The organism is Nakamurella lactea DSM 19367 (assembly GCF_000426645.1).
Taxonomy (GTDB): Bacteria; Actinomycetota; Actinomycetes; order Mycobacteriales; family Nakamurellaceae; genus Nakamurella; species Nakamurella lactea.
Genome location: NZ_AUFT01000008.1, coordinates 277525 through 296316 on the forward strand (window position 1 = coordinate 277525; position 18792 = coordinate 296316).

At 70.0% G+C, this 18792-nt stretch carries 21 protein-coding genes; 13 read left to right on the forward strand and 8 right to left on the reverse strand.

What is annotated here, in order from left to right; translation table 11 throughout:
• Positions 1-117: 117 nt before the first annotated feature.
• Together K340_RS0111170 and K340_RS0111175 are read right to left on the reverse strand one after the other, a co-directional pair.
• Positions 118-723 carry a dihydrofolate reductase family protein gene (locus tag K340_RS0111170; protein ID WP_029136768.1) on the reverse strand — a complete coding sequence of 202 codons (606 nt, stop codon included), beginning with the start codon at positions 721-723 and terminating at the stop codon, positions 118-120.
• Positions 720-1616 (reverse strand): metalloregulator ArsR/SmtB family transcription factor, encoded by an 897-nt coding sequence (locus K340_RS0111175; protein ID WP_029136769.1) that lies wholly within the window; start codon positions 1614-1616, stop codon positions 720-722. Before K340_RS0111175 ends, K340_RS0111170 begins: the two co-directional genes overlap by 4 nt.
• Positions 1617-1862: 246 nt before the next feature.
• Here K340_RS0111175 and K340_RS0111185 point away from each other — a divergent pair, with 246 nt between their 5' ends.
• The gene (locus tag K340_RS0111185; RefSeq protein ID WP_029136770.1) at positions 1863-2315 is read left to right on the forward strand and encodes a PIN domain-containing protein; all 453 of its coding nucleotides are present in this window, start codon (positions 1863-1865) and stop codon (positions 2313-2315) included.
• Positions 2312-2560, forward strand: coding sequence for a substrate-binding domain-containing protein (locus tag K340_RS0111190; protein WP_211229385.1), 249 nt, complete (start codon positions 2312-2314; stop codon positions 2558-2560). Before K340_RS0111185 ends, K340_RS0111190 begins: the two co-directional genes overlap by 4 nt.
• Before the next feature lie 41 nt (positions 2561-2601).
• On the opposite strand, the gene K340_RS0111195 is transcribed toward K340_RS0111190, so the two are convergent.
• Positions 2602-3858: an amidohydrolase gene (locus K340_RS0111195; RefSeq protein ID WP_029136772.1), complete on the reverse strand. Its 1257-nt coding sequence runs from the start codon at positions 3856-3858 to the stop codon at positions 2602-2604.
• A 175-nt stretch (positions 3859-4033) separates the two neighbouring features.
• Between K340_RS0111195 and K340_RS0111200 the strand changes: the two genes are divergently transcribed.
• The 6 genes from K340_RS0111200 (at position 4034) to K340_RS0111225 (ending at position 10282) form a co-directional block, all read left to right on the forward strand.
• The gene (locus tag K340_RS0111200) at positions 4034-6127 is read left to right on the forward strand and encodes an ATP-binding protein (protein ID WP_029136773.1); all 2094 of its coding nucleotides are present in this window, start codon (positions 4034-4036) and stop codon (positions 6125-6127) included.
• A 58-nt stretch (positions 6128-6185) separates the two neighbouring features.
• Positions 6186-7643, forward strand: a complete 1458-nt coding sequence (locus K340_RS29295) for an FAD-dependent oxidoreductase (protein ID WP_051265854.1) — start codon at positions 6186-6188, stop codon at positions 7641-7643.
• The gene (locus tag K340_RS0111210) at positions 7640-8188 is read left to right on the forward strand and encodes a hypothetical protein (RefSeq protein ID WP_029136774.1); all 549 of its coding nucleotides are present in this window, start codon (positions 7640-7642) and stop codon (positions 8186-8188) included. The genes K340_RS29295 and K340_RS0111210 overlap by 4 nt, the downstream gene beginning before the upstream one ends.
• A 104-nt stretch (positions 8189-8292) precedes the next feature.
• A complete protein-coding gene (locus K340_RS0111215; RefSeq protein WP_029136775.1) occupies positions 8293-9123 on the forward strand; it encodes an aldo/keto reductase in 831 nt (276 codons plus the stop codon).
• Between the two features lie 39 nt (positions 9124-9162).
• A complete protein-coding gene (locus K340_RS29300; protein ID WP_051265857.1) occupies positions 9163-9447 on the forward strand; it encodes a hypothetical protein in 285 nt (94 codons plus the stop codon).
• 73 nt (positions 9448-9520) lie between these two features.
• The gene (locus K340_RS0111225; RefSeq protein ID WP_029136776.1) at positions 9521-10282 is read left to right on the forward strand and encodes a class I SAM-dependent methyltransferase; all 762 of its coding nucleotides are present in this window, start codon (positions 9521-9523) and stop codon (positions 10280-10282) included.
• Positions 10283-10316: 34 nt separating this feature from the next.
• On the opposite strand, the gene K340_RS0111230 is transcribed toward K340_RS0111225, so the two are convergent.
• The gene (locus tag K340_RS0111230; protein WP_051265991.1) at positions 10317-11735 is read right to left on the reverse strand and encodes a GntP family permease; all 1419 of its coding nucleotides are present in this window, start codon (positions 11733-11735) and stop codon (positions 10317-10319) included.
• A gap of 296 nt (positions 11736-12031) precedes the next feature.
• Between K340_RS0111230 and K340_RS0111235 the strand changes: the two genes are divergently transcribed.
• The 3 genes from K340_RS0111235 to K340_RS0111245 all read left to right on the forward strand — a co-directional run bounded on the left by K340_RS0111235 (position 12032) and on the right by K340_RS0111245 (position 13364).
• Complete coding sequence (locus K340_RS0111235) at positions 12032-12451, forward strand: HIT family protein (RefSeq protein ID WP_029136778.1); 420 nt, start codon at positions 12032-12034, stop codon at positions 12449-12451.
• A gap of 80 nt (positions 12452-12531) precedes the next feature.
• Entirely contained in the window at positions 12532-12759 is a 228-nt protein-coding gene (locus K340_RS0111240; RefSeq protein WP_029136779.1) for a hypothetical protein, read from the forward strand.
• Positions 12756-13364, forward strand: coding sequence for a DUF4231 domain-containing protein (locus K340_RS0111245; protein WP_029136780.1), 609 nt, complete (start codon positions 12756-12758; stop codon positions 13362-13364). The genes K340_RS0111240 and K340_RS0111245 overlap by 4 nt, the downstream gene beginning before the upstream one ends.
• Here K340_RS0111245 and K340_RS29305 read toward each other — a convergent pair.
• Complete coding sequence (locus K340_RS29305) at positions 13323-14060, reverse strand: alpha/beta fold hydrolase (RefSeq protein WP_211229386.1); 738 nt, start codon at positions 14058-14060, stop codon at positions 13323-13325. The genes K340_RS0111245 and K340_RS29305 overlap by 42 nt on opposite strands.
• A gap of 60 nt (positions 14061-14120) precedes the next feature.
• On the opposite strand from K340_RS29305, the gene K340_RS0111255 reads away from it, so the two are divergent.
• Both K340_RS0111255 and K340_RS34200 read left to right on the forward strand, forming a co-directional pair.
• Positions 14121-14534, forward strand: coding sequence for a GNAT family N-acetyltransferase (locus K340_RS0111255; protein WP_029136781.1), 414 nt, complete (start codon positions 14121-14123; stop codon positions 14532-14534).
• A gap of 10 nt (positions 14535-14544) precedes the next feature.
• Positions 14545-15156: a hypothetical protein gene (locus K340_RS34200; protein WP_051265863.1), complete on the forward strand. Its 612-nt coding sequence runs from the start codon at positions 14545-14547 to the stop codon at positions 15154-15156.
• Between the two features lie 40 nt (positions 15157-15196).
• Here K340_RS34200 and K340_RS29315 read toward each other — a convergent pair whose 3' ends face one another.
• From K340_RS29315 to K340_RS0111275, 3 genes are all read right to left on the reverse strand, one after another.
• On the reverse strand, positions 15197-15571 hold the full coding sequence (locus K340_RS29315) for a PPOX class F420-dependent oxidoreductase (protein WP_037364030.1): 375 nt from the start codon (positions 15569-15571) through the stop codon (positions 15197-15199).
• A gap of 58 nt (positions 15572-15629) precedes the next feature.
• Positions 15630-16760: a winged helix DNA-binding domain-containing protein gene (locus tag K340_RS0111270; protein ID WP_029136783.1), complete on the reverse strand. Its 1131-nt coding sequence runs from the start codon at positions 16758-16760 to the stop codon at positions 15630-15632.
• A 93-nt stretch (positions 16761-16853) separates the two neighbouring features.
• Complete coding sequence (locus tag K340_RS0111275) at positions 16854-18716, reverse strand: Type 1 glutamine amidotransferase-like domain-containing protein (protein ID WP_154674197.1); 1863 nt, start codon at positions 18714-18716, stop codon at positions 16854-16856.
• Positions 18717-18792 lie beyond the last annotated feature (76 nt).

The window sequence follows — 18792 nt, forward strand, 5'->3', positions numbered from 1 at the left end:
GGGCAGAAGCTGCCCGACGGGGGTCGCGGTGCTACCACTGTGCCCCGGCAGCCGGGGCAGAATGGTACGACCGAACCGCACAGGCCAGCCGCCGACGGATGCCCGATGTGCCGTGACTCAACTTCGAACCCGTTCGTAGACCAGTGCCAGGGTGCCGTGTTCCCCGGCCGCCTGGCTCGCCAGGTCCCACTGTCCGGTCGGCAGGCCGTCGTCGAAAAGTCGCGGTCCGCCGCCGAGGAAGACCGGAAAGACCGTGAGCGCCAACCGATCCACCCGGTCGGCCGCCAGCAGCCCCTTGATCACGCTGGCGCTGGACAGCACCAGGACGTCACCCCCGTCGGTTGCCTTCAGGTCGTCGGCCACCTCCGCGGTCGGCTTGTCGACGACCGTGGTCCGTTCCCACGGCGCGTCGGCGAGGGTGGATGACAGCACCACCTTGTCGCTGTCGACGAGCCACTTCGCGAAGCCCTCGTCGCGCGGGTCGACGCCCTCCACGCCGATCACGGTCGGCCAGAACCCCAGGAACCCCTCGGCGTTCACCCGTCCCATCACCGCCGTGGTGGCCGGCTCCCAGAGGCTGGTCAGGTGGTCGCGGGCGACATCGGTGACGGCGTACGGCATCACCCAGCTCATGTCGAGCGGGTTGTCCGGCTTGGCGTAGCGGCCGTCGAGGGACAGCGCGATGTTGGTGACGATCCGGCGGCCGTCGGTCTGCTGGGTCATGTCGTGCTCCTTGGGTCGGTGTTGCCGATGGTGTCGGTGTCCTGCTCGGTGGCGCTGGTGGTGCGGTCCTGGGCGTGCAGATCGGGGGCGAGGATGGCCGCGAGGGTGTCCAGGCTCTGGCCGAAGCCGATCTCGATGCCGGCGATGAAGTCGGCGGCATCGACGGTGCTGCCGGTGATCCGCCAGCTGACCTCCAGGTCGGTGCCGGTGTCGGTGGGCCACAGGTCGAGATCGACGTGGGAGGTGAAGGCGGGACTGCCGTCAGCCGACAGCGGCGAGAGTCGGTAGCCGAGATGCTCGCCGCGGCGGACGTCGTCGACCCGGCCCTCCGCCTGGCCGGCGACCGGTTCCCGACCGTCGGTGTCCTCGAGGTCGCGAAACTCCAGCACGATCCGGCCGCCCGGCTCCGGCTCGAAGACCAGCTCGGAGGTGCGGAGATCGGCGGGTGCCCACCAGCCGGCGAGCAGCGACGGCTCGGTCAGCTGACGCCAGACGGCGTCTGGTGGGCCGGGCAGCTGCCGGCGGAAGTGGAAGCCGCGACCGTCGGCCCAGCCCGGCTGGTCCGCTGCCCGTCGTTCGGCGTCCAGGCTGTGCTGGTAGCGCTGGTGGGTCTCGCCCGCGCCGCCCGGCCGGTCCGCCGTCTCCGCGAGTCGACCGAGTTCCGCCGACAGCTCCCGCAACGGCGCGGACCGCAGGGCGTAGATGCGTCGTTGGCCGGTGCGCTGGGAGCTGACGATGCCGGCGCGTTCCAATGTCTGCAGGTGCTTGGTGGTCTGCGGCTGACGTGCCCCGGCCAGCTCGGCCAGGATGCCGACCGAGCGGGGCCGCTCGGCCAGAAGCCTGACCAGCCGCCAACGGGCCGGATCGGCCAGTGCTGCGAGGAACTCGTCCATGCCATCGAGTATTCACTAACACGAATATTCGTGTCAAGGAATTCTGAGTGTGTGACGTCGAGAACGGCATATCGGGCTCGGCGAAGCGATCAACGAACTCGCCAGGGCGGGGCTGGCGCGTGCTTCACGCGCTGACCAGCCCTACCGGCAGCGCACCGCGGCGCTCGGCCTCCGCGTCAATGTTTCCAATATCGCAGAGGCTCTCGAACTGCTGGACGAGCAAGACAGAGCAGGTGGACCGTCCGCGTGATCGTTGATGCGAGCGTTCTTCTCTACGCAGTCGACTCCGATGCGGCCTTCCATGACCCGGCCAGGCAGTGGTTGGAACGCGGATGGCCCGTCCAGGATCGGGCTGCCGTGGACCTCACTGATGGCGTTCCAGCGAATCGCCACCCATCCCAGGGCCTCGGCGACATGCTGGTCCGGGGCGAACTGCGCGGAAATCTCGTCACGAACGCGCAGCTTGCGGCCCTCGCCGTCGAGAACGGCGTCGGAATCTGTTCCTTCGACAGCGATTTCGCCGGTTTGACGGGGTCACCTGGCACCGTCCGACCCGCGAATGACAGCCAGCGCGGCTATTTGCCGAACCCGGCGGTCAGGCCGCTGAGCAACTGCCGCCGCCCCAGCCGGGAAGGTTCGGTCGGCCAGCAGATCCGTGGTGACTCCCGCTCCCGGGTCGGCCGGCACCCGCGGTGGTGAGCAGACCCGCCGGGACGCAACAGCTCTCGATCATCGGCTTCGACAATATTCCGGAATCCGCGACGACCACGCCGACGCTGACCACGGTCGCGCAGCCGATCCGGGAGATGGGTATGGCTGCGGTGGACATGCTGCTGACGCTGATCAAGGGCGGAACCCCGGCCGACACTCATCTGACGTTCCCCACCCGGCTGGTCCAGCGGGAAAGTACCGCGAAACGGTCCGGCCGCTCGGCATCGAGCTAGCCGGGCCCGGTCGGAAGCGTTCCGGAGCCGGCCGGTCGCGGTCAGGCCGGTGCCGGCAACCAGGCCCGCGCGGCGGCCGCCAGCGCGCCGATGCCGATCGTCAGCGTGGGCTCGATGACCGGGGCGAAGTGCGGAGAGTGATTGGACGGCACGTCGTTCAGGATGGCGGCCATCTGCTCGACGGTGCCGGCGCCGGCGAACGGCGCCGGGTCGCCACCGCCGAGCAGCCAGAAGACGCACGGCGCGCCGGATGCGGCGGCGAGCACCCCCACATCCTCGCTCCCGGTGATCAGACCGGGGTCGACGACCCGGCCCGGCCCGAGCAGGCCGGTGAACAACTCGGTGGCCTTCGCCGATCCGGCGATGTCGTTGACCACGGCCGGGAATCCGTACATCAGCTCGACGGTCGGCTCGCGGGTGGCACCGGCGGCAGCGGCCTCGGCGCGCACGATCCGCTCGATCGCGGCCACCATCCTGCTCCGCACCTTCTCGTCGTAGCTGCGGGTGCTGACCAGCAGCTCGGCGCTGTCCGGGATGATGTTCTCCTTGGTCCCGGCACGCAGCGCGCCGACCGTCACCACGGCCACGTCGGTACCGGCGAGCTCGCGGGAGACGACCGTCTGCAGCCGCAGCACCGTCGCCGCGGCCATCACCACCGGATCGACCGTCGCCTCGGGACGCGACCCGTGTCCGCCCCGCCCGAACAGGGTGATCCTGATGCCGTCCGCCGCGGCGAAGGACGGCCCGGGCCGGATCCCGATGAATCCGGCGGGCAGCGGCGCGACGTGCTGTCCGAGCACCACATCCGGTCGGCCGAACCGGTCGAACAGCCCGTCGTCGATCATCGCCTGCGCGCCCGCGCCCACCTCCTCCGCTGGCTGGAACACGACCATCAGGGTGCCGGCCCATGACCCGCGGTCGGCCGCCAGTTCCCGGCAGGCGCCGAGCAGGCACGTCACGTGCACGTCGTGGCCGCAGGCGTGCATCAACGGGACGTCGTTGCCGTCCAAATCGGTTCCGCGGACGACGCTGGCATAGGCCAGGCCGGTGTCCTCCAGTACCGGCAGCGCATCCATGTCGGCGCGCAGCAACGCCGTCGGTCCGTCGCCGTTGCGCAGGATCCCGACAACGCCGGTCCGGCCGACGCCCTCTGTCGTCTCGAAGCCGTTGGCCCGCAACCACTGCGCGGCGACCGACGCGGTCCGGGTCTCCTGGAAGGACAGCTCGGGGTGGGCGTGCAGATCCTGATAGATCTGCACCAGATCCGGTGCTGTCGGTGCCGCAGCGGCGATCGTCATGCGTATGCCTTTCACAACCGGGGAGGACGGATCGGACGGACACCGTCCGCCGCCGGCCAGACCCGTGGGCCTGCGCGGCATTCCGGCAATGTCCGTTCGCGTCACCAAGGTACGCGGGCCTACCCGTCCGCGCTCGACCAGGGCTGGGGCGCCCTCACCGGGTCATACTGAGCGGGTGGTCACCGGTGATCCACCGTCATCCGCCCGCGCCGGGCAGCTGTCCGGACAGCTGCATCGCGCGCGTGAGCGGGGCTTCGTCGGGCGGACCGCCGAGATCCGGTCGTTCGCCGAGTCTTTGACCGGATCGTCGGACGTTCGCCTGCACTTCGTGCACGGGCCCGGCGGCATCGGCAAGACCACGCTGCTGGACGCCTTCGCCCGGCACGCGGTACGAGCCGGCCGCAGGCCCGTCTACCTGGACGCCCGCGACGTGGCCTGCACCGCGGAAGCCGTCACCGCGGCGATCGCCGAGCGGTCGGTCCGCAGCGGAGCGACGCCCGGCGACCCACAGGTGCTGCTGATCGACGGCTACGAGCTGCTCACCCCGGTCGATCGATGGATCCGCGAGGAGCTGTTGCCGTCGCTGCCGTACGGATCGGTGACGGTGCTGGCCGGCCGGGCGGCACCGCCGACGCCGTGGTGGCTGGATGTCGGCTGGCGTCAGCTGATCGACATCCATCAGCTGACGGCGCTCGACGGCGACGACAGCGACGCGTTGCTCGCCGGACTGGGCGTCGACGGACCGCATCGAACCGCGCTGGCCCGGCTCGGCCGGGGGCATCCGCTGGTGCTGGCGATGCTCGCCGAGGCCGGCCGGAGCGGGAACGTGCCCACTCAACTGGCGGACGCCCCCGACGTTGTCGGGCGGCTGTGTGCGTTGATCGTCGACGACGTTCCGGATGCCGCCCACCGGGCCGGCCTGGCGACCTGCGCCCACGCCACCAGGATGACGCAGGACCTGTTGGCCCGCATCGTCGGTGCGCGGGCGCCGGAGGTCTGGGCGTGGCTGGAGTCGCGTGCGTACGTGCGCCGTGGGGCGATCGGTCTGTTCCTGCACGATGTGGTCAGGGAACTCTTCGAGGCCGAGTTCATCCACCGCTCGCCGGACGGCTACTCCGCGCTGCACGTGGCGGTACGCGGCTACTTCCTGCAGCGGCTCCTCGACCCGGCAGAGCCGCGGGCCGATCGCGCGGCCGCCGAGATCCTGTTGCTGCACCGCAGCGGCCCGTTGGCGACCGAGACGGCCGTCCTGCGCGAACGCGGACTGCCGCCGATCTCCCTGGCCGGACCCGGGGACAGCGAGGCGATCTTCGCCCTCATCCAGGACGCCGAGGGCGCCGAATCGGCCGAGCTGGCCAGGCGCTGGGCCGGCGAGCAACCGCGCTCCCTGTACCGGTCCCGATCGGACAACGGGGTCGAGAGCTTCTCCATGCACGTCTATCTGCCGGTGTCGGGCGGACTGGAGTCCGACGATCCGGTGGCCGCGGCGATCCTTCGGGCCGTCGGCGAGCACGGGGCGCTGCGGCCCGGCGAGCGGATCCACATCAACCGGTTCTCCGGCGCCACCGGCAGCTATCAGCGCGATCCGATGGTGCTGCTGGCGGGTGGAGTCTCGTGTTTGCTGGAGTGGGCGCACCAACCGGCCGCCTGGACCTTCATCGTGCCGGTGGACCATGGTTATTTCGGCCGCTACTTCGAGTACCTCGGGATGAGCCCGATGGTGCGGCTTCGAGCGTTCGGCCGCGACATCGTCGGCTACGGCTGGGACCGTCGTCGGTTCCCGGTTACCGGGCTGTTCGACCTGATGGCCCGCCGGGAGCTCAGCGGCGAGGTCGGCCCGCCGCCGGACGACCAGCTACGGCCGGCACCGATGTCGCGCAACGACTTTGCCGTCGCGGTGCGGGATGCGCTGGTCCACGCCGTTCGACCCGACCGGCTCTCCCGGTCGCCCCTGCTGGGCTCGGCGCTCGTCGACCCGGCGGCCGCGGACCCCGCCGAGGCGCTGCGGGCGACCGTACTGGCGGCGATCGGTGCACTGGGTGACGAACGCCGTGGCGCCGAGCATCGCCGGGTGCTGGAACGCACGTACCTGAAGGGCGCGCGGTCGCAGGAGGCGGCCGCCGAGCTGCTCGATCTCCCGTTCAGCACCTACCGCCGGCACCTCGGCCAGGCCCAGCAGCGGTTGATCGAGATCTTGTGGGCGGTCGAGATCGGTGAGCGGCCGGGCTTCCGGCCGGACCGAAGTGGGCAGCAAGTGGACGGCAAATGACCTGGTAGGCGATCAGTTCTTCGGGCGACGGTGGTGATCTCGTCGGAAGGAGACGCAGATGATCACTAAGCAACGGGCCGACATCGCCGTCATCGGCGCCGGCGTGATCGGCCTGACCACCGGCATCCTGCTGGCCAGGGACGGGCACCGGGTCACCGTGCTGGAGCGGGACCCCGAGAGTCCCCCGGTCGATGCCGAGGCCGCGTGCCAGGGCTGGCAGCGCCCGGGCGTCGGCCAGTTCCGACAGCCGCATCTGATGCTGCCGCGCTGGCACCACGAGATGGCGCGGGAACTGCCCGACCTGCTGGAGGCGCTGCTGGCCGGCGGCGGCCGGCGGACGAACCTGCTGCACCTGCAGCCAGCATCGGCTACCGGTGGCTGGCGGCCCGGCGACGAACGGTTCGATACCGTCGCCGCCCGCCGCCCGGCGCTGGAGGCAACGCTCGCCAGGACGGCAGCGGCGCAGCCGCGGCTGACGATCCGGCGCGGTCTGCGGGTGACGGGGCTGCTCGCCGGAACCCGTTCGGGCGCGCCGCATGTCCGCGGACTGCGGACCGACTCCGGCGAGGTCGCCGCCGATCTGGTGGTCGACGCCGCCGGCCGCCGGACCCCCGTTCCCGGCTGGCTCGCCGGCCTCGGGGTGCTCCCGGAGCAGCGCCTCGTGCCGGGCGGATTCCGCTACTACGGCAGGCAGTTCCGCGCGGCCGACGGCCGGCTGCCAGCCGGTCGCGGCGCCGTTCTCAGCCACCTGCCGTCATTCTCGGTGCTGACGTTGCCCGCTGATCTCGGGACGTACAGCGTCGTGCTGGTCACCAGCTCTCGCGACCGCGCCCTGCGGGCGCTCCGGAACGAGCACGGGTGGCTGGCTGCCGTCGGATGCAGTCCGGTTGCCGCGCACTGGGTTCGATGCGGAATCCCGATGACGGAGGTGACGCCGTACGCCGGCCCCGATCAGCACAGTCGCAGCTATCTGCGGGACGGCGAACCGAACGTCACCGGGGTACTCGCGATCGGTGACGCGCTGGCCACCACCAACCCGGCGCTCGGCCGCGGCGTGACCCTCGGCGTGATCGCTGCCCTGGCGCTGCGCGACGTACTCGCCGCCACCGTCGACCCGCGCGAGCAGATCGTCAGGTTCGCCGCCGCGACCGCCGAACAGGTCGCGCCCTGGGTGCAGCTGTCCGCCGTATTCGACCGGCACCGGCTGGCCGAACTGAACGCAGACATCGACGGGATCGCCTACGCCACCGACGATCCGAGCTGGGCGATGACGACCGCCCTGCTGGCCGGCGCCGGCCTCGACCCGCTGCTGGCCAGGGCGTCCAGCCGGATCGCCGGCCTGCTCGCGCCGCCGCAGACGGTGCTCGCCGATCCGACGGTCCAACAGCGGTTGGGCCGCTACCTGGGCCGGCCCCGCTACCCGCCGACGACTCCGGATCGCGCAGAGCTGTTGGACGCCATCACACTTTCCACCTCCACATCAGGTTCCACCCCACCAGTAAGGACATCGTCATGACCATCCAACTCTCCGACATCGTCACCGCGACGTCGGACTACCTCCACGACCAGGTCGAGGTCCGAATCGGCCGGGTCACCGGCAACCTGGAGGCCGGCGAGTCCGGCACCTGGACCGTGCGCTGGACCAACGCGGCCGCGCCGACCGGCGTCCGACTCCGGGACGTCTTCCTGCACCTGACGGTGGACCCCGGGTCGGTGGCACTGATCAAACCGCCCGGCTCGGCGATCCTGCAGCCGAGAGCCACCGCCGACATCAACGACCCGCGGCTGAATTCGAACACCTTGGTGGACGAGATGTTCGTCTTCCTGCCCGATCCGGGCGTCGCGGCGAACCCGCTCGCGTTCGACTCCCGGCTGGACGTCGGGGAATCGGTGGAGCTGGAGTTCGACTACCAGGCGATCGGGGCGGGCCGGGCGACCTTCAGCGGGCACATCCACGCCGCGGTCGATCTGGACGATCTGTTCCCCAATGGTCGTGGCGACGCCGGCAGCAAGGACGTCACTGTCCTCGTCGAGAGCCAACGGGTGGGCACGCAGGCTTGAGCGGGTCAGTGGCCGGGGCGGCGGGCGACCGCCCCGGCCCACCGTCGGCCGACCGACTAGCGTGGTAGGGACAGATTCATGAGCCATCAAGTACGAGGAGCACCATGACCACGGTCCCCACCGTCACCCTGAACAACGGCGTCAGCATCCCGCAGCTCGGGTTCGGCGTCTTCCAGGTGCCGGCCGACGAGACCCAGCGCGCCGTCGAGACCGCACTGCAGGCCGGTTACCGGCACATCGATACCGCCGCGGCCTACCGCAACGAAGCCGGCGTCGGCGCGGCGATCGCGGCCGCGGGCCTCCCGCGCGAGGAACTGTTCATCACCACCAAGCTGCGCAACGGCGAGCAGGCCACCGCGGCCGAGGCCTTCGAGGCCAGCCGGCAGGCTCTCGGTCTCGAGGTGATCGACCTGTATCTGATCCACTGGCCGGTTCCCTCGCAGGACAAGTACATCGACGCCTGGAAGGCGCTGGAGAAGATCTATGCCGATGGCGGGGCCCGGGCGATCGGCGTCTCCAACTTCCTCCCGGAGCACCTGGAGCGGCTACTGGCGGCCACCGATGTGCTCCCGACGGTCAACCAGATCGAGGTGCACCCGACGTTCCAACAGCGGGAGCTGGCCGCAGCCACCCGCGACGCCGGCATCGCTGTCGAGGCCTACAGTCCGCTGGGTCAGGGCGCCGATCTCACCGACCCGGCGGTGCTCGCGATCGCCCAGGCGCACGATGCCACCCCGGCCCAGGTCGTGCTGGCCTGGCACCTGGCCGCCGGCACCATCGTCATCCCGAAATCTGTTGACCCGCAGCGCATCGCGCAGAACCTGGCGGCAGTCGACGTACGGCTCACCGACGCCGAGATCGAGAGCCTGAACGGCCTCGAGGCCGGCGCCCGGACCGGCGCTGACCCGGCTACGGCGGCGTTCACCCAGATGTAGCAGTACCGTCGCTGACCTGCCCGGACGAAGGAGAACGGCATGACCGACGAACTGGTGGCCGCGGCCGTCGCCGACCTGGTCGGCCGGCTGAACGTCGAGGCCGCGGCGATCACCGTGGTCAGTGACGAGGCGGTGGTCTGGCCGGATGGCAGTGCTGGTTGTCCGCAGCCGGGGATGATGTACCCGCAGATGCTCACCGAGGGCAGCCGGATCGTGCTGGAGCACGCCGGCCGGCGCTACGACTACCACTCCGCCAGGAACCGCCCGCCGTTCCTCTGCGAGCAGCCAGGGTCGCCGTTCTCCCGGAAACACCCACTCCGCTGACGAAGGGCCCGGGTTCCGAATCCGGCCCGGTCGGGCCGGACAATTCGGACTGCTGACGGCGTATCGTCAGCCCATGTCGTTCAACGTGTCCGCGGATGCCTATGGGCGGTTCATGGGGCGGTTCTCGGAGCCGCTCGCGGTCGAGTTCGCCGAGTGGTCCGGGGTCGCCGACGGGCAGCAGGCGCTCGATGTCGGATGTGGCCCCGGAGCGTTGACCGCCCGGCTGGTCGAGTTGCTCGGCGCTGACCAGGTGCGGGCGGTGGACCCGTCACCGTCGTTCGTGGCGGCCGCCCGCGCCCGGTTCCCCGGCCTGGACATCGCGGAGGCGTCGGCCGAGTCGCTGCCGTTGCCGGACGCGGCGGTGGATCTCGCGATGGCCCAGCTGGTGGTGCACTTCATGACCGACCCGGTGGCCGGACTGCGCGAGATGGCCAGGGTCACCCGGCCCGGCGGGACGGTCGCGGCGTGCGTCTGGGACCTCGGCCCGGGCGCCCGGGCGCCGATCTCGCTGCTGTGGCGAGCGGTGCACGACCTCGATCCCGGGTTCGTCGGCGAGGCCGAGCTGCCCGGCGGCGGCCGGGGCGAGCTCGCCGAACTGGCCGCAGCGGCCGGCCTGGCCGACATCCGCGACGGGGAGCTGACGGTGACCTCCGCCTTCGCCGACTTCGACGACTGGTGGGAGCCGTACACCCTGGGCGTCGGGCCGGCCGGAGCCTACGTCGCCGGCCTCGACCAGCAGGGCCGCGACCAACTCCGGGCCAGGTGCCGCGAATTGCTGCCGGCCGGGCCGTTCGAGATCTCCGCGACGGCCTGGTGCGTCCGGGGCCGCGCCTGAGCCCGGTCGCCGGCCGGTCGCTGCCCGGCTCCGCTCAGACGAACAACCAGAGCAGGGCGACGCCGCCGAATCCGATCACCGAGATCAGGCATTCCATCAGCGACCAGGTCTTGAAGGTCTGGCCGACCGTCAGCCCGAAGGACTCCTTGACCAGCCAGAAGCCGGCGTCGTTGACGTGCGACAGGAACAGCGAGCCGGCGCCGATGGCCAGCGCCAGCAGGGCCGCCTGACTCGGCGGCAGACCGGTGGCCAGACCGGCCATGATGCCGGCAGCGGTGGTGGTCGCCACCGTCGCCGAACCGGTCGCCACCCGGATCACCACGGCGAGCAGGAAGCCCAGCAGCAGGGTCGAAACCCCCAGGCTGACGGCGGCTTTCGCCACCGTGTCGCCGACCCCGGCGCTGATCAGGCTCTGCTTGAAGCCGCCACCGGCGCCGACGATCAGGAACACCGAGGCGATCGGGCCGACGCTGGCGGTCAGCCGTTTCGAGATCGAGTTGCCGGTGAATCCGACGGAGTAGCCGAAGGTGACCATCGCCAACAGCACCGCCAGGGTCATCGCGACCAGCGGCTCGCCGAGGAAGTCGAAGAACTTCCGGACGCCGTTGTCCGGAGAGTCGGCCCAGATCACGTCGAAGATGGCGCGGATCAGCATCAGCACCACCGGGAACAGGATGGTCAGCACCGTGACCAGGAAGCTCGGCGGCCGCTTCACATCCTTGTCGGCGACGCCGCCGGAGATGCCCGAATCCAGTCGGTCGCCGGCGGAGTTGTCGGTGGTGTCGTCATCGGCGGTGATCCCGGCGGTCTGCGCCAGCGGCGCGTTGGCCGCCGACACCGGCACCCACCTGGCCGCGATGATGGCGAACAACGGCCCGCAGATGATCACCGTGGGGATGGCGACCAGTAGTCCGAAGGCCAGCGTCAGACCCAGCGGCGCGTTCAGCGCGTCGATGGCGATCAGCGGCCCCGGGTGCGGCGGCACCAGTCCGTGCAGCACCGACAGGCCGGCCAGCGCCGGGATGCCGACCTTCATCAACGGGAGCTTGGACCTGCTGGCCACCAGCACGATCACCGGTAGCAGCAGCACCAGACCGATCTCGAAGAACATCGGCAGGCCGATGATCGCCGCGACCAGCGCCATCAGCCAGGGCACGGCGGACTTCCGGGCGCCGGACAGCAACTTGTCGACGACGCGGTCGGCGCCGCCCGAATCCGCCAGCAGCTTGCCGAGCATCGCGCCGAGCGCGATCAGCAGCCCGACTTCCTTCAGGGTGTCGCCGACGCCCTTCTCGAAGTTGACCACGCTGTCGGCGGCCGACACTCCGCCGGCGATGCTGAGCACCGCTGAGCCCAGGATCAGGGCCAGGAACGGATGCATCTTGAGCCAGGCGATGAGCAGCACGATCACCGCGATGCTGATCACCGCGACGATGATCAGCCGGGTGTCCATGCCGGTCCACGGCTCGTGTGCCTTCTCGGAAGCGGTCGGCTCGCCGGCTGCCAACGGAGCGGCGATGCGGTGCAGCCGACTGCTCGCCGCATCCAACATGCTGGTGCTCAGCACTGTGTCCAGCAGACCAGTCATCTGTCGACCTTCCGGCTCGGGCGAGCCGACCCGGCCCACCGTCGGGGGATCCCGGCTCCTGGCACTGTAGAGCGCTCCGTGGCGACCGGCAGCGCGAAATGCCGGGGCCGGGCGGACCGACCGTGCCGATCACCGGTCGGCTGCTGACTACCCTGTGCCGGATGAGCGACAGCTGCGTGTTCTGCGACATCATCGCCGGCCGGCTGCCCGCCGCGTTCGTGATCGACGAGCCGGAGGTGCTGGCGTTCCTCGACCGGCGGCCGGTCTTCCCCGGCCACACTCTGGTGGTGCCACGGGAGCATCACGTCACGTTGGGCGACCTGCCGACGGGGCTGCTGACCTCGGTGATGCTGGCGACGCAACGGATCTCCGCGGCAGTACCCGAGGCCTTCGGGGCGCAGGGCAGCTTCGTGGCGAACAACAACATCGTCAGCCAGAGCGTTCCGCATCTGCATTTTCACGTGGTGCCAAGGACCAAGGGTGACGGGCTGCGCGGCTTCTTCTGGCCCCGCAAGCCGTACGACTCGGATGCGCAGATGCAGGAATGCGCCGACCGGCTGAGTTCGGTGCTGGCCGACTGAATCCGGCCGGCCGGCTCGCCGCTCTACCTGGTAGGGGGCGTGGACCCGCCGCGCCCGAACCCGACGACGCGGAGGCCGCAATGGCCGAGGAACAGAACCAGGATCAGGACCGGGAGATCCACCCGGGCGCTGCATCGGACCAACCGGACTTGTCGAATCTGCCCGGCCGGCCGTTCGAGCGTCCGCCGTTCGACGGATCGGCGGCACCGTCCGAGGGCGCACCCGGGGTCACCAGCTACGTCCTCGACGACAAGAACACGACGACGGTCCGTACCACGCAGATCCCGGACGAGCCGGCGGGTACATGACCGGCGGCGGTTCGACCGCTGCCGCATCGGCATCGGACAGTGCCGTCGACGACCCGGCAACTCATCCGGGCCCGGCCACGGAATCCGCGCCCGCCGACCCGGCAACTCCGGCGGGTCGGTCTGCCTACGACAAGGCAGTGGCAGCCGTCATCGCCGAGTTCGTCCAGGACGTGGCCGACGACATCGAGAAGCAACAGGGCTACATGACCTCGCGGCTGCGCAGATACCGGGTGGCGCGAGTGGTGGCGATCGTTGCCGCGGGCCTGGTGCCGGTGCTGGCGACCGTGCCCGAGATCGGGAAGGTCTGGTTGGGCGCGCTCGGAGCGCTGGCGGTGGTCGCAGAATCGCTGATCCAGTTGTACCGCTGGCGCGACTCGGCGCTGGCCGCGATGCAGATGGCGAATGCGATGAACGTGCAGCTCGACCTGTTCCGGACCAGGACGCCGCCCTACGACACCGAGACCAGACAGTCACGGTTCAGCAGATTCGTGTTGGCGATCACCGCGATCCGGCGGGGTGCCGGTGATGCGTTCGCCGGGATCTGGGCCGAGGACCGCCCGCCGTCAGCGGCCCCTGGCGCCGAACTGGGCGTGCATGCCGGTTGAGTGACGGGCGCAGGCCGCCGTGACAGCCTCGGTCCAGACGTCGGGGTCGGTGGACCAGAAGTCATGGGGGACACCAGGGATGGACGAGAAAGTGCCGCGCGGAACGAGGGCGGCCAGCTGTGCGAGTGGCCAGGACGGCCGGATGTCGTCGCCGGCAGCGATGAACTGCATCGGCACCTCGCAGTCACGCAGACCGCGCCACAGATCGGGGCGACGGATCCACTCGGAGAACGAGGCACTGAGGGCAGCGTGGACCTCGGGCACCCAGTCGATCTCGACGACCGGCTCGACGGCTTTGCCGGCCTCGTAGGCCTCGGACCAGCTGCGGTCGCGTTGAGGACCGCGACCGGCGATGCCGACCAGCGCCGTCACCGATTCCGGATGTTCGACGGCGTACCGAACGGCGAGATCGCTTCCCCAGGAATGACCGAGCACGATCCAACTGTCGACCTCGACCGACCGACGGATGGCCTCGATGTCGGCAATCGCCTGCGCCATGTCGTGCGGGCCGCCGCCGGAGCGGCCGACGCCGCGGGGCTCCGGATACCAGGCGCGGTGGCCGGCCGGCGCGATCTCGTCCCGTTCCAGATATTGCACGCAGCCGGGTCCGCCGGTCAGGACGACAACGTCCGGCCCCTCCCCCGTGACGCCGACGTGCAGCGCGACATCGCCGGTCTCGACCATTCGTGACTCCACGCTCTCGGACGCTACTGGTCCGGCGCGCCGCCGCGGCCGGCGGGATGATCGAATGGGGTCATGGACCCATCGGTGGATGTGCGGGTGCGTGGCCAGGTCTCCGATGAAGAGCTGAATGTGCTGCACACGTTGGCCTTCGGCCATGGTCCGACGACCGTCCCGTGGAACGATCGGCTGACGAGGCACAGCCTGACCTGGGTGACCGCCAGACTCGACAGCAGGTTATGCGGCTTCGTCAATATCATCGGCGATGGCGGCGCTCATGCGGTCCTGTTGGACGCGTGCGTTGCCCCGGATCTGCAGGGTCGCGGCATCGGCCGGGTCGTTGTCCGCGCCGCTGCTCAGGAGGCGAAGCGGTTGGGTTGCCAGTGGCTTCACGCAGACTACGAACCAGGGCTGGTCAGCTTCTACGAAGACGCCTGTGGGATGCGTTCGACTGCAGCGGGTCTGCTTCAGCTGCTCGAGGTTAGCTAGGGTTGTCGGTGTGGATGCTGACGGCTCGGCCCGGCTGGTCACGCGGCAGAAGGGCGGCCGCTCGTGGCGGATCGGCAGCGATGTCGACGTCGCCTGGATCCGCGCCGGCACCTTTGCCACCAAGGCTGTTACCTCGGCGATCCCGCCGCTCTTCGATGCCTATGCGACCGTCGAGTTGCCGACCACAGAACCGGACCATCGCACCCGGATCCAGCAGCGGCACGAACGCGCGCTGTTGGCGTTGTTGACCGCACACGCACAGCCGCAGTCGTGGTGGCTCGGGTATCTCGACACGGGTGCCGACGACCTCGTCTTTCCTGATGCACCCCAAACGACGCTGTATGCGGGCTGGAAGTACGTGATTGTCGAGGCCGGACCGCCGGAGGCGGCAACGTGGCGCCTCGACGAGCCGGCCTACTTCTGGAAGGGCACACTGCCCAATCTGCTGTTTCCCGCCGATCACTGCTGGCTGGTCTCGACCCTGTGGGACGACGACTGGACGTGTATCGGTGGCACCCAGGCGTTGGTGGACCAAGTGCTGGGCGACCCGGAGCTGGGTCCCCGAACCCGACAGGTGAGTCTGGATCAGGACGGCACTCCGCCCGGCCACACAGCCTGGTGAGCTGCCTGTCCACTCGGCGCTCCGGCCGGTCGGGCCGGGCTCAGCCGGTGGACCCGTCCAGGCCGTAGCTGCGGACCCACGTCGGGGTGATCCGGATCAGGTCGCCGCTGCCGACGGCCGGCGAATCCGGGTCCCGTGGCACTGTCTCGGCAGTTCCGCGCACCTCGAGACAGTGAACCTGCCACGGGTCGACGGAGACGAGATCGTCGACCACGAAGGCCACCCGACCGTTTGCCCGCACGTTGCGGAACTTCCGGGAGGCCTCCATCCGGTGCCCGCCAATGTCGATCGTGCCGTCGTCGTTGACGACAAAGGCGACCGGGTTCACTTGCAGCGTCCCGTTCGGGTGCTGGGTGGCCATCCGGCCAAGGGTCTGGCTGCGGAGATAACTCACTTCTGCGTCGGTGAAGGACATTTCTTCACGCTAGAACTTGAAGCTGACTTCAAGTCAAGCATGCGTCGTCCGGGCGGAGCTAGCTCTCCTCGATGGTGATCGGACGGCCGTGAAAGGCGCCGATCGCCTGTGCTCCGATCCGGGCGCGCTCACGGTGTTCCGCGGTCGCGGTCGGTGCGAACTGGATCCGCACCGTGACCGACTTCGGCCCGACGGTGCGGGTGTAGCGGCCGACGTTCTCCGTGTCGACCAGCACGGCGCCGCTGGCCAGATCGCTGGAAGCTGCGCTGCCCGTCGGTCGCCCGGCGAGCGGGTGTCCGTCGAGTCGCGGAAAATTGATCCGCGGATACGTCAACGTTGCCTCGTCGAACACCGGCAGTAGCAAGGCTTCCGGCCGGCGGCTGGGACGGGCCGGAATGTTCGGATCGAACCAGAGCTCATCGCCGTCGACCTCGATCCGTTCGAGGCCGTCACCGATCGCCTCGAGCGCCGGCCGGATCTGTCCCTTGGTCAACGCGCACCAGCGGACCAGATCGTCGACCGATGCCGGTCCATGGCCGGCGAAGAACCGGTACACCAGGCGCGCGGTCGCCTCCTGGGCGTCCAACTCCGGTGCCGGTGCCACCCACTCGTCGATCAGGGCGTAGCCGTGCTGGCCGCCGATCATCGGACTGGAGCAGATCAACCCGCGCATTTCGGCCAGGAACAAGATGTGCCCCAGGCGTTCCCCGACGTCGATCCCGTGCTCCGTCATCTCCGGGCCGAGCTGCTTGCGGGTGCGGTAGTTCTTGCCGGCCAGCAGTTCCGTCAGCCCTTCGAGCGCCCGTCCGATGGTCCGCTCGTCCAGCTCGAGCTGCCGGTGCCGGCCGGCCATTCCCTGTTCCACCTTCGGTGAGGTGGCCGCCAGGATCCACCGCAGATCCTCGGGTGCGACGAAATGCCAGGTGGGGCGCAGGATATGGGTCCGGATGATGGCGCCGGCATCGATCTCCGCCCGCACCGTCTCCAGGGTGGTCGGGCGTCGGCCGCCGATCCGCAGGCCCAAGGAATACGACGCCGACAGCGGTTCCTGGGACTGGACGCAGCAGAGCAACCGGACCACCTCGGCGGCCGACGTCAGTCCCGCGGAGGTCAGTCGTTGGGTGGCCAGACGGCGGGTCAGGACGCGGCGGACCGGCGCGGGGACCGGTGGCGCTGAGAGGGCAGACATGGATGACGATTGTGCCGGATGCCACCGGCACCGCCCCGCTGGGCCGAGCCGACCTCGTGACCGCAGCCGAGCGCGGCCGGCGAACCGGACAACTCAGCGCAGCCGATCGCCGCCGGCGAACGTCGACAGATAGGCGTTCACTGCGGTGATCGCACCGTTCGGGGCGGTGTCGAAGCGGCCCTGCCGCCCGTCGACGCTCACCACAGACCGCGCGCCGACGACGGCAGAGGCGTTGTCGTGCAACCGGATCGCGGTCTGTTCGCTCACCCCGAGGGCTACCGATCGATGTGCCGCCGATCCGAACAGCAGACCCCAGCGGTAGTTGTACGTCAGCCACGGTTCCAGCGTCACCCCTTGTACGATGCCCAGGCCGGGCCGGAACTGTTGTGCATCGGTGCGGAAGTAGCGGATGCCCTCGTCCTCGTAGTTGTCCGAGGTCGGGTTCGGCACGGCCTCGTAGCGCTCGGCCATCGCGGCGGTCGCCGCGCCGTCGGTCAGCACCGCCGGGGTCGTCCTGACGGCCGATCGGACGGCATCGGCGAAGCCGCGGTCGGCGACCGCGGCCGGCATCAGCGACTGGTCGTCGCCGACCACGATCACGCCGGCGGCGTTGCGGACCGCGGTGGCATCGATCCGGTCCCGGCCCTGCACCAGCACCGACACCGCGCCCGGCCAGCCCGCGCCGGTGAGTGCGCTGCGGTAGAGGTCACCGGCCTGCTCGGCCGCCGTGGCGGACGGATAACCCGCAGTCAACACGACCACCCGAGAACCCTTGGCCGCCTTGACGAACGACTTGAGTACCGCCGAGTCGGCGGCGTCATTCCCGCCGCCCCCCAGCAACACGGTCGCCCGCCCCGCGGTCCGCAGCGTTGGCAGTGACGTCGGTCGCGGCGTCGAGACCGGACGTCCACTCAGTTCGATCCGCCGGTGGACGAGGTCGTAGCCGGTCGAGGTGCCGGGGGCGATCAGATGGGTCAGCACGTTACGGGTGGAGAGGGTGGCGTCGGCGCCGACCCAGCGAGGCCGGGTCGCGGTGTCGAAGTTGAGGACGGTCGCCGACGACTCACCGATCATCGACGTCACCTGGCGGTCGTCGACCACCACCGGAGCGGTCGCGTAGTCGGAGCCGAGGCCGATCTTGCCGCCGTGGCCATAGCGGTCGACCGACTGCGCGGTGATATTCAAAAGGCGGCCGAACCGACCTCGCTGGTAGAAATGCTGGTCGAAGATGGCCCGCCCGGAGCCGAAGGTCAGTCCGCGGTCGTCCGAGGCGAGGTCGTCACCCCAGCCGATCGTCACCGAGTCCTTCTGCAGACCGGTCCACGGCTGGCCGTCCGTGGTGTAGCCGGTGATCATCGTCCGCGATTCGACGGCGTTGCCGGCGCTGGTCCCGCTGATCACCACGCCGCGGGCGTGCGCCCGGGCCATCGCTGCCTCGGCCGGCGTGTTCGCCAGCACCTGCATGGCCAGTACCTGGTCGCCGCCGAGCACGAACCCGACGTCCACCGCCGGGTTGTCGAAGGCCGTTGAGTTCACCGGGTTCTCGGCGTCGGCCCGGTCCAGCAGCACCAGCAGAGTCGCAGTGCAGTTGGTGAACCGGCTGTGATCGATCACCGCTTCACAGTTGGTGTCCAGCTCGTCGGTCCGCAGCTGTGCCTGCTCCAGATTGGCCTCCCGGTCCTCCGGTGCATCGCCGTAGCTGGACGGCACCACCAGGATGTCCAGCGTCGGGCCGCTGGCGGTGCGTTCGGCGATGGTCACCAACTGCTGCTCGGTGTCGGCCTCGTAGCCACCACCAATCGGTACCAAGGTCGTGGCCCGATGGTCGCCGTGGCCGGTCGGGACCAGGCTCGCGGCAGACACCGCGGGGCTGACGGCGACGGTCGCGGCAATCAGCCCGGCGGTCGCCGCCAGGCCCATCGTCGGGCGAGGCAGTGATCGGTGACGAATGGTCATGGCGGATCTCCTCGGTGCGATCGCGACTGGGTCGGCCGAACCTAACCCAGCCCGCGGTCACCCTGCAGGACGAAGC

Excerpts from the sequence above, each read along its gene's own strand:
- K340_RS0111170 (WP_029136768.1), bottom strand. The coding sequence starts at position 723 with ATGACCCAGCAGACCGACGGCCGCCGGATCGTCACCAACATCGCGCTG.
- K340_RS29300 (WP_051265857.1), top strand. The coding sequence starts at position 9,163 with ATGACCGACGAACTGGTGGCCGCGGCCGTCGCCGACCTGGTCGGCCGG.
- K340_RS0111245 (WP_029136780.1), top strand. The coding sequence starts at position 12,756 with ATGACCGGCGGCGGTTCGACCGCTGCCGCATCGGCATCGGACAGTGCC.
- K340_RS0111240 (WP_029136779.1), top strand. The coding sequence starts at position 12,532 with ATGGCCGAGGAACAGAACCAGGATCAGGACCGGGAGATCCACCCGGGC.
- K340_RS0111230 (WP_051265991.1), bottom strand. The coding sequence starts at position 11,735 with ATGGACACCCGGCTGATCATCGTCGCGGTGATCAGCATCGCGGTGATC.
- K340_RS0111195 (WP_029136772.1), bottom strand. The coding sequence starts at position 3,858 with ATGACGATCGCCGCTGCGGCACCGACAGCACCGGATCTGGTGCAGATC.
- K340_RS0111255 (WP_029136781.1), top strand. The coding sequence starts at position 14,121 with ATGGACCCATCGGTGGATGTGCGGGTGCGTGGCCAGGTCTCCGATGAA.
- K340_RS0111275 (WP_154674197.1), bottom strand. The coding sequence starts at position 18,716 with ATGACCATTCGTCACCGATCACTGCCTCGCCCGACGATGGGCCTGGCG.
- K340_RS0111235 (WP_029136778.1), top strand. The coding sequence starts at position 12,032 with ATGAGCGACAGCTGCGTGTTCTGCGACATCATCGCCGGCCGGCTGCCC.
- K340_RS0111270 (WP_029136783.1), bottom strand. The coding sequence starts at position 16,760 with ATGTCTGCCCTCTCAGCGCCACCGGTCCCCGCGCCGGTCCGCCGCGTC.
- K340_RS0111175 (WP_029136769.1), bottom strand. The coding sequence starts at position 1,616 with ATGGACGAGTTCCTCGCAGCACTGGCCGATCCGGCCCGTTGGCGGCTG.
- K340_RS0111215 (WP_029136775.1), top strand. The coding sequence starts at position 8,293 with ATGACCACGGTCCCCACCGTCACCCTGAACAACGGCGTCAGCATCCCG.
- K340_RS29315 (WP_037364030.1), bottom strand. The coding sequence starts at position 15,571 with ATGTCCTTCACCGACGCAGAAGTGAGTTATCTCCGCAGCCAGACCCTT.
- K340_RS29295 (WP_051265854.1), top strand. The coding sequence starts at position 6,186 with ATGATCACTAAGCAACGGGCCGACATCGCCGTCATCGGCGCCGGCGTG.
- K340_RS0111210 (WP_029136774.1), top strand. The coding sequence starts at position 7,640 with ATGACCATCCAACTCTCCGACATCGTCACCGCGACGTCGGACTACCTC.
- K340_RS0111225 (WP_029136776.1), top strand. The coding sequence starts at position 9,521 with ATGTCGTTCAACGTGTCCGCGGATGCCTATGGGCGGTTCATGGGGCGG.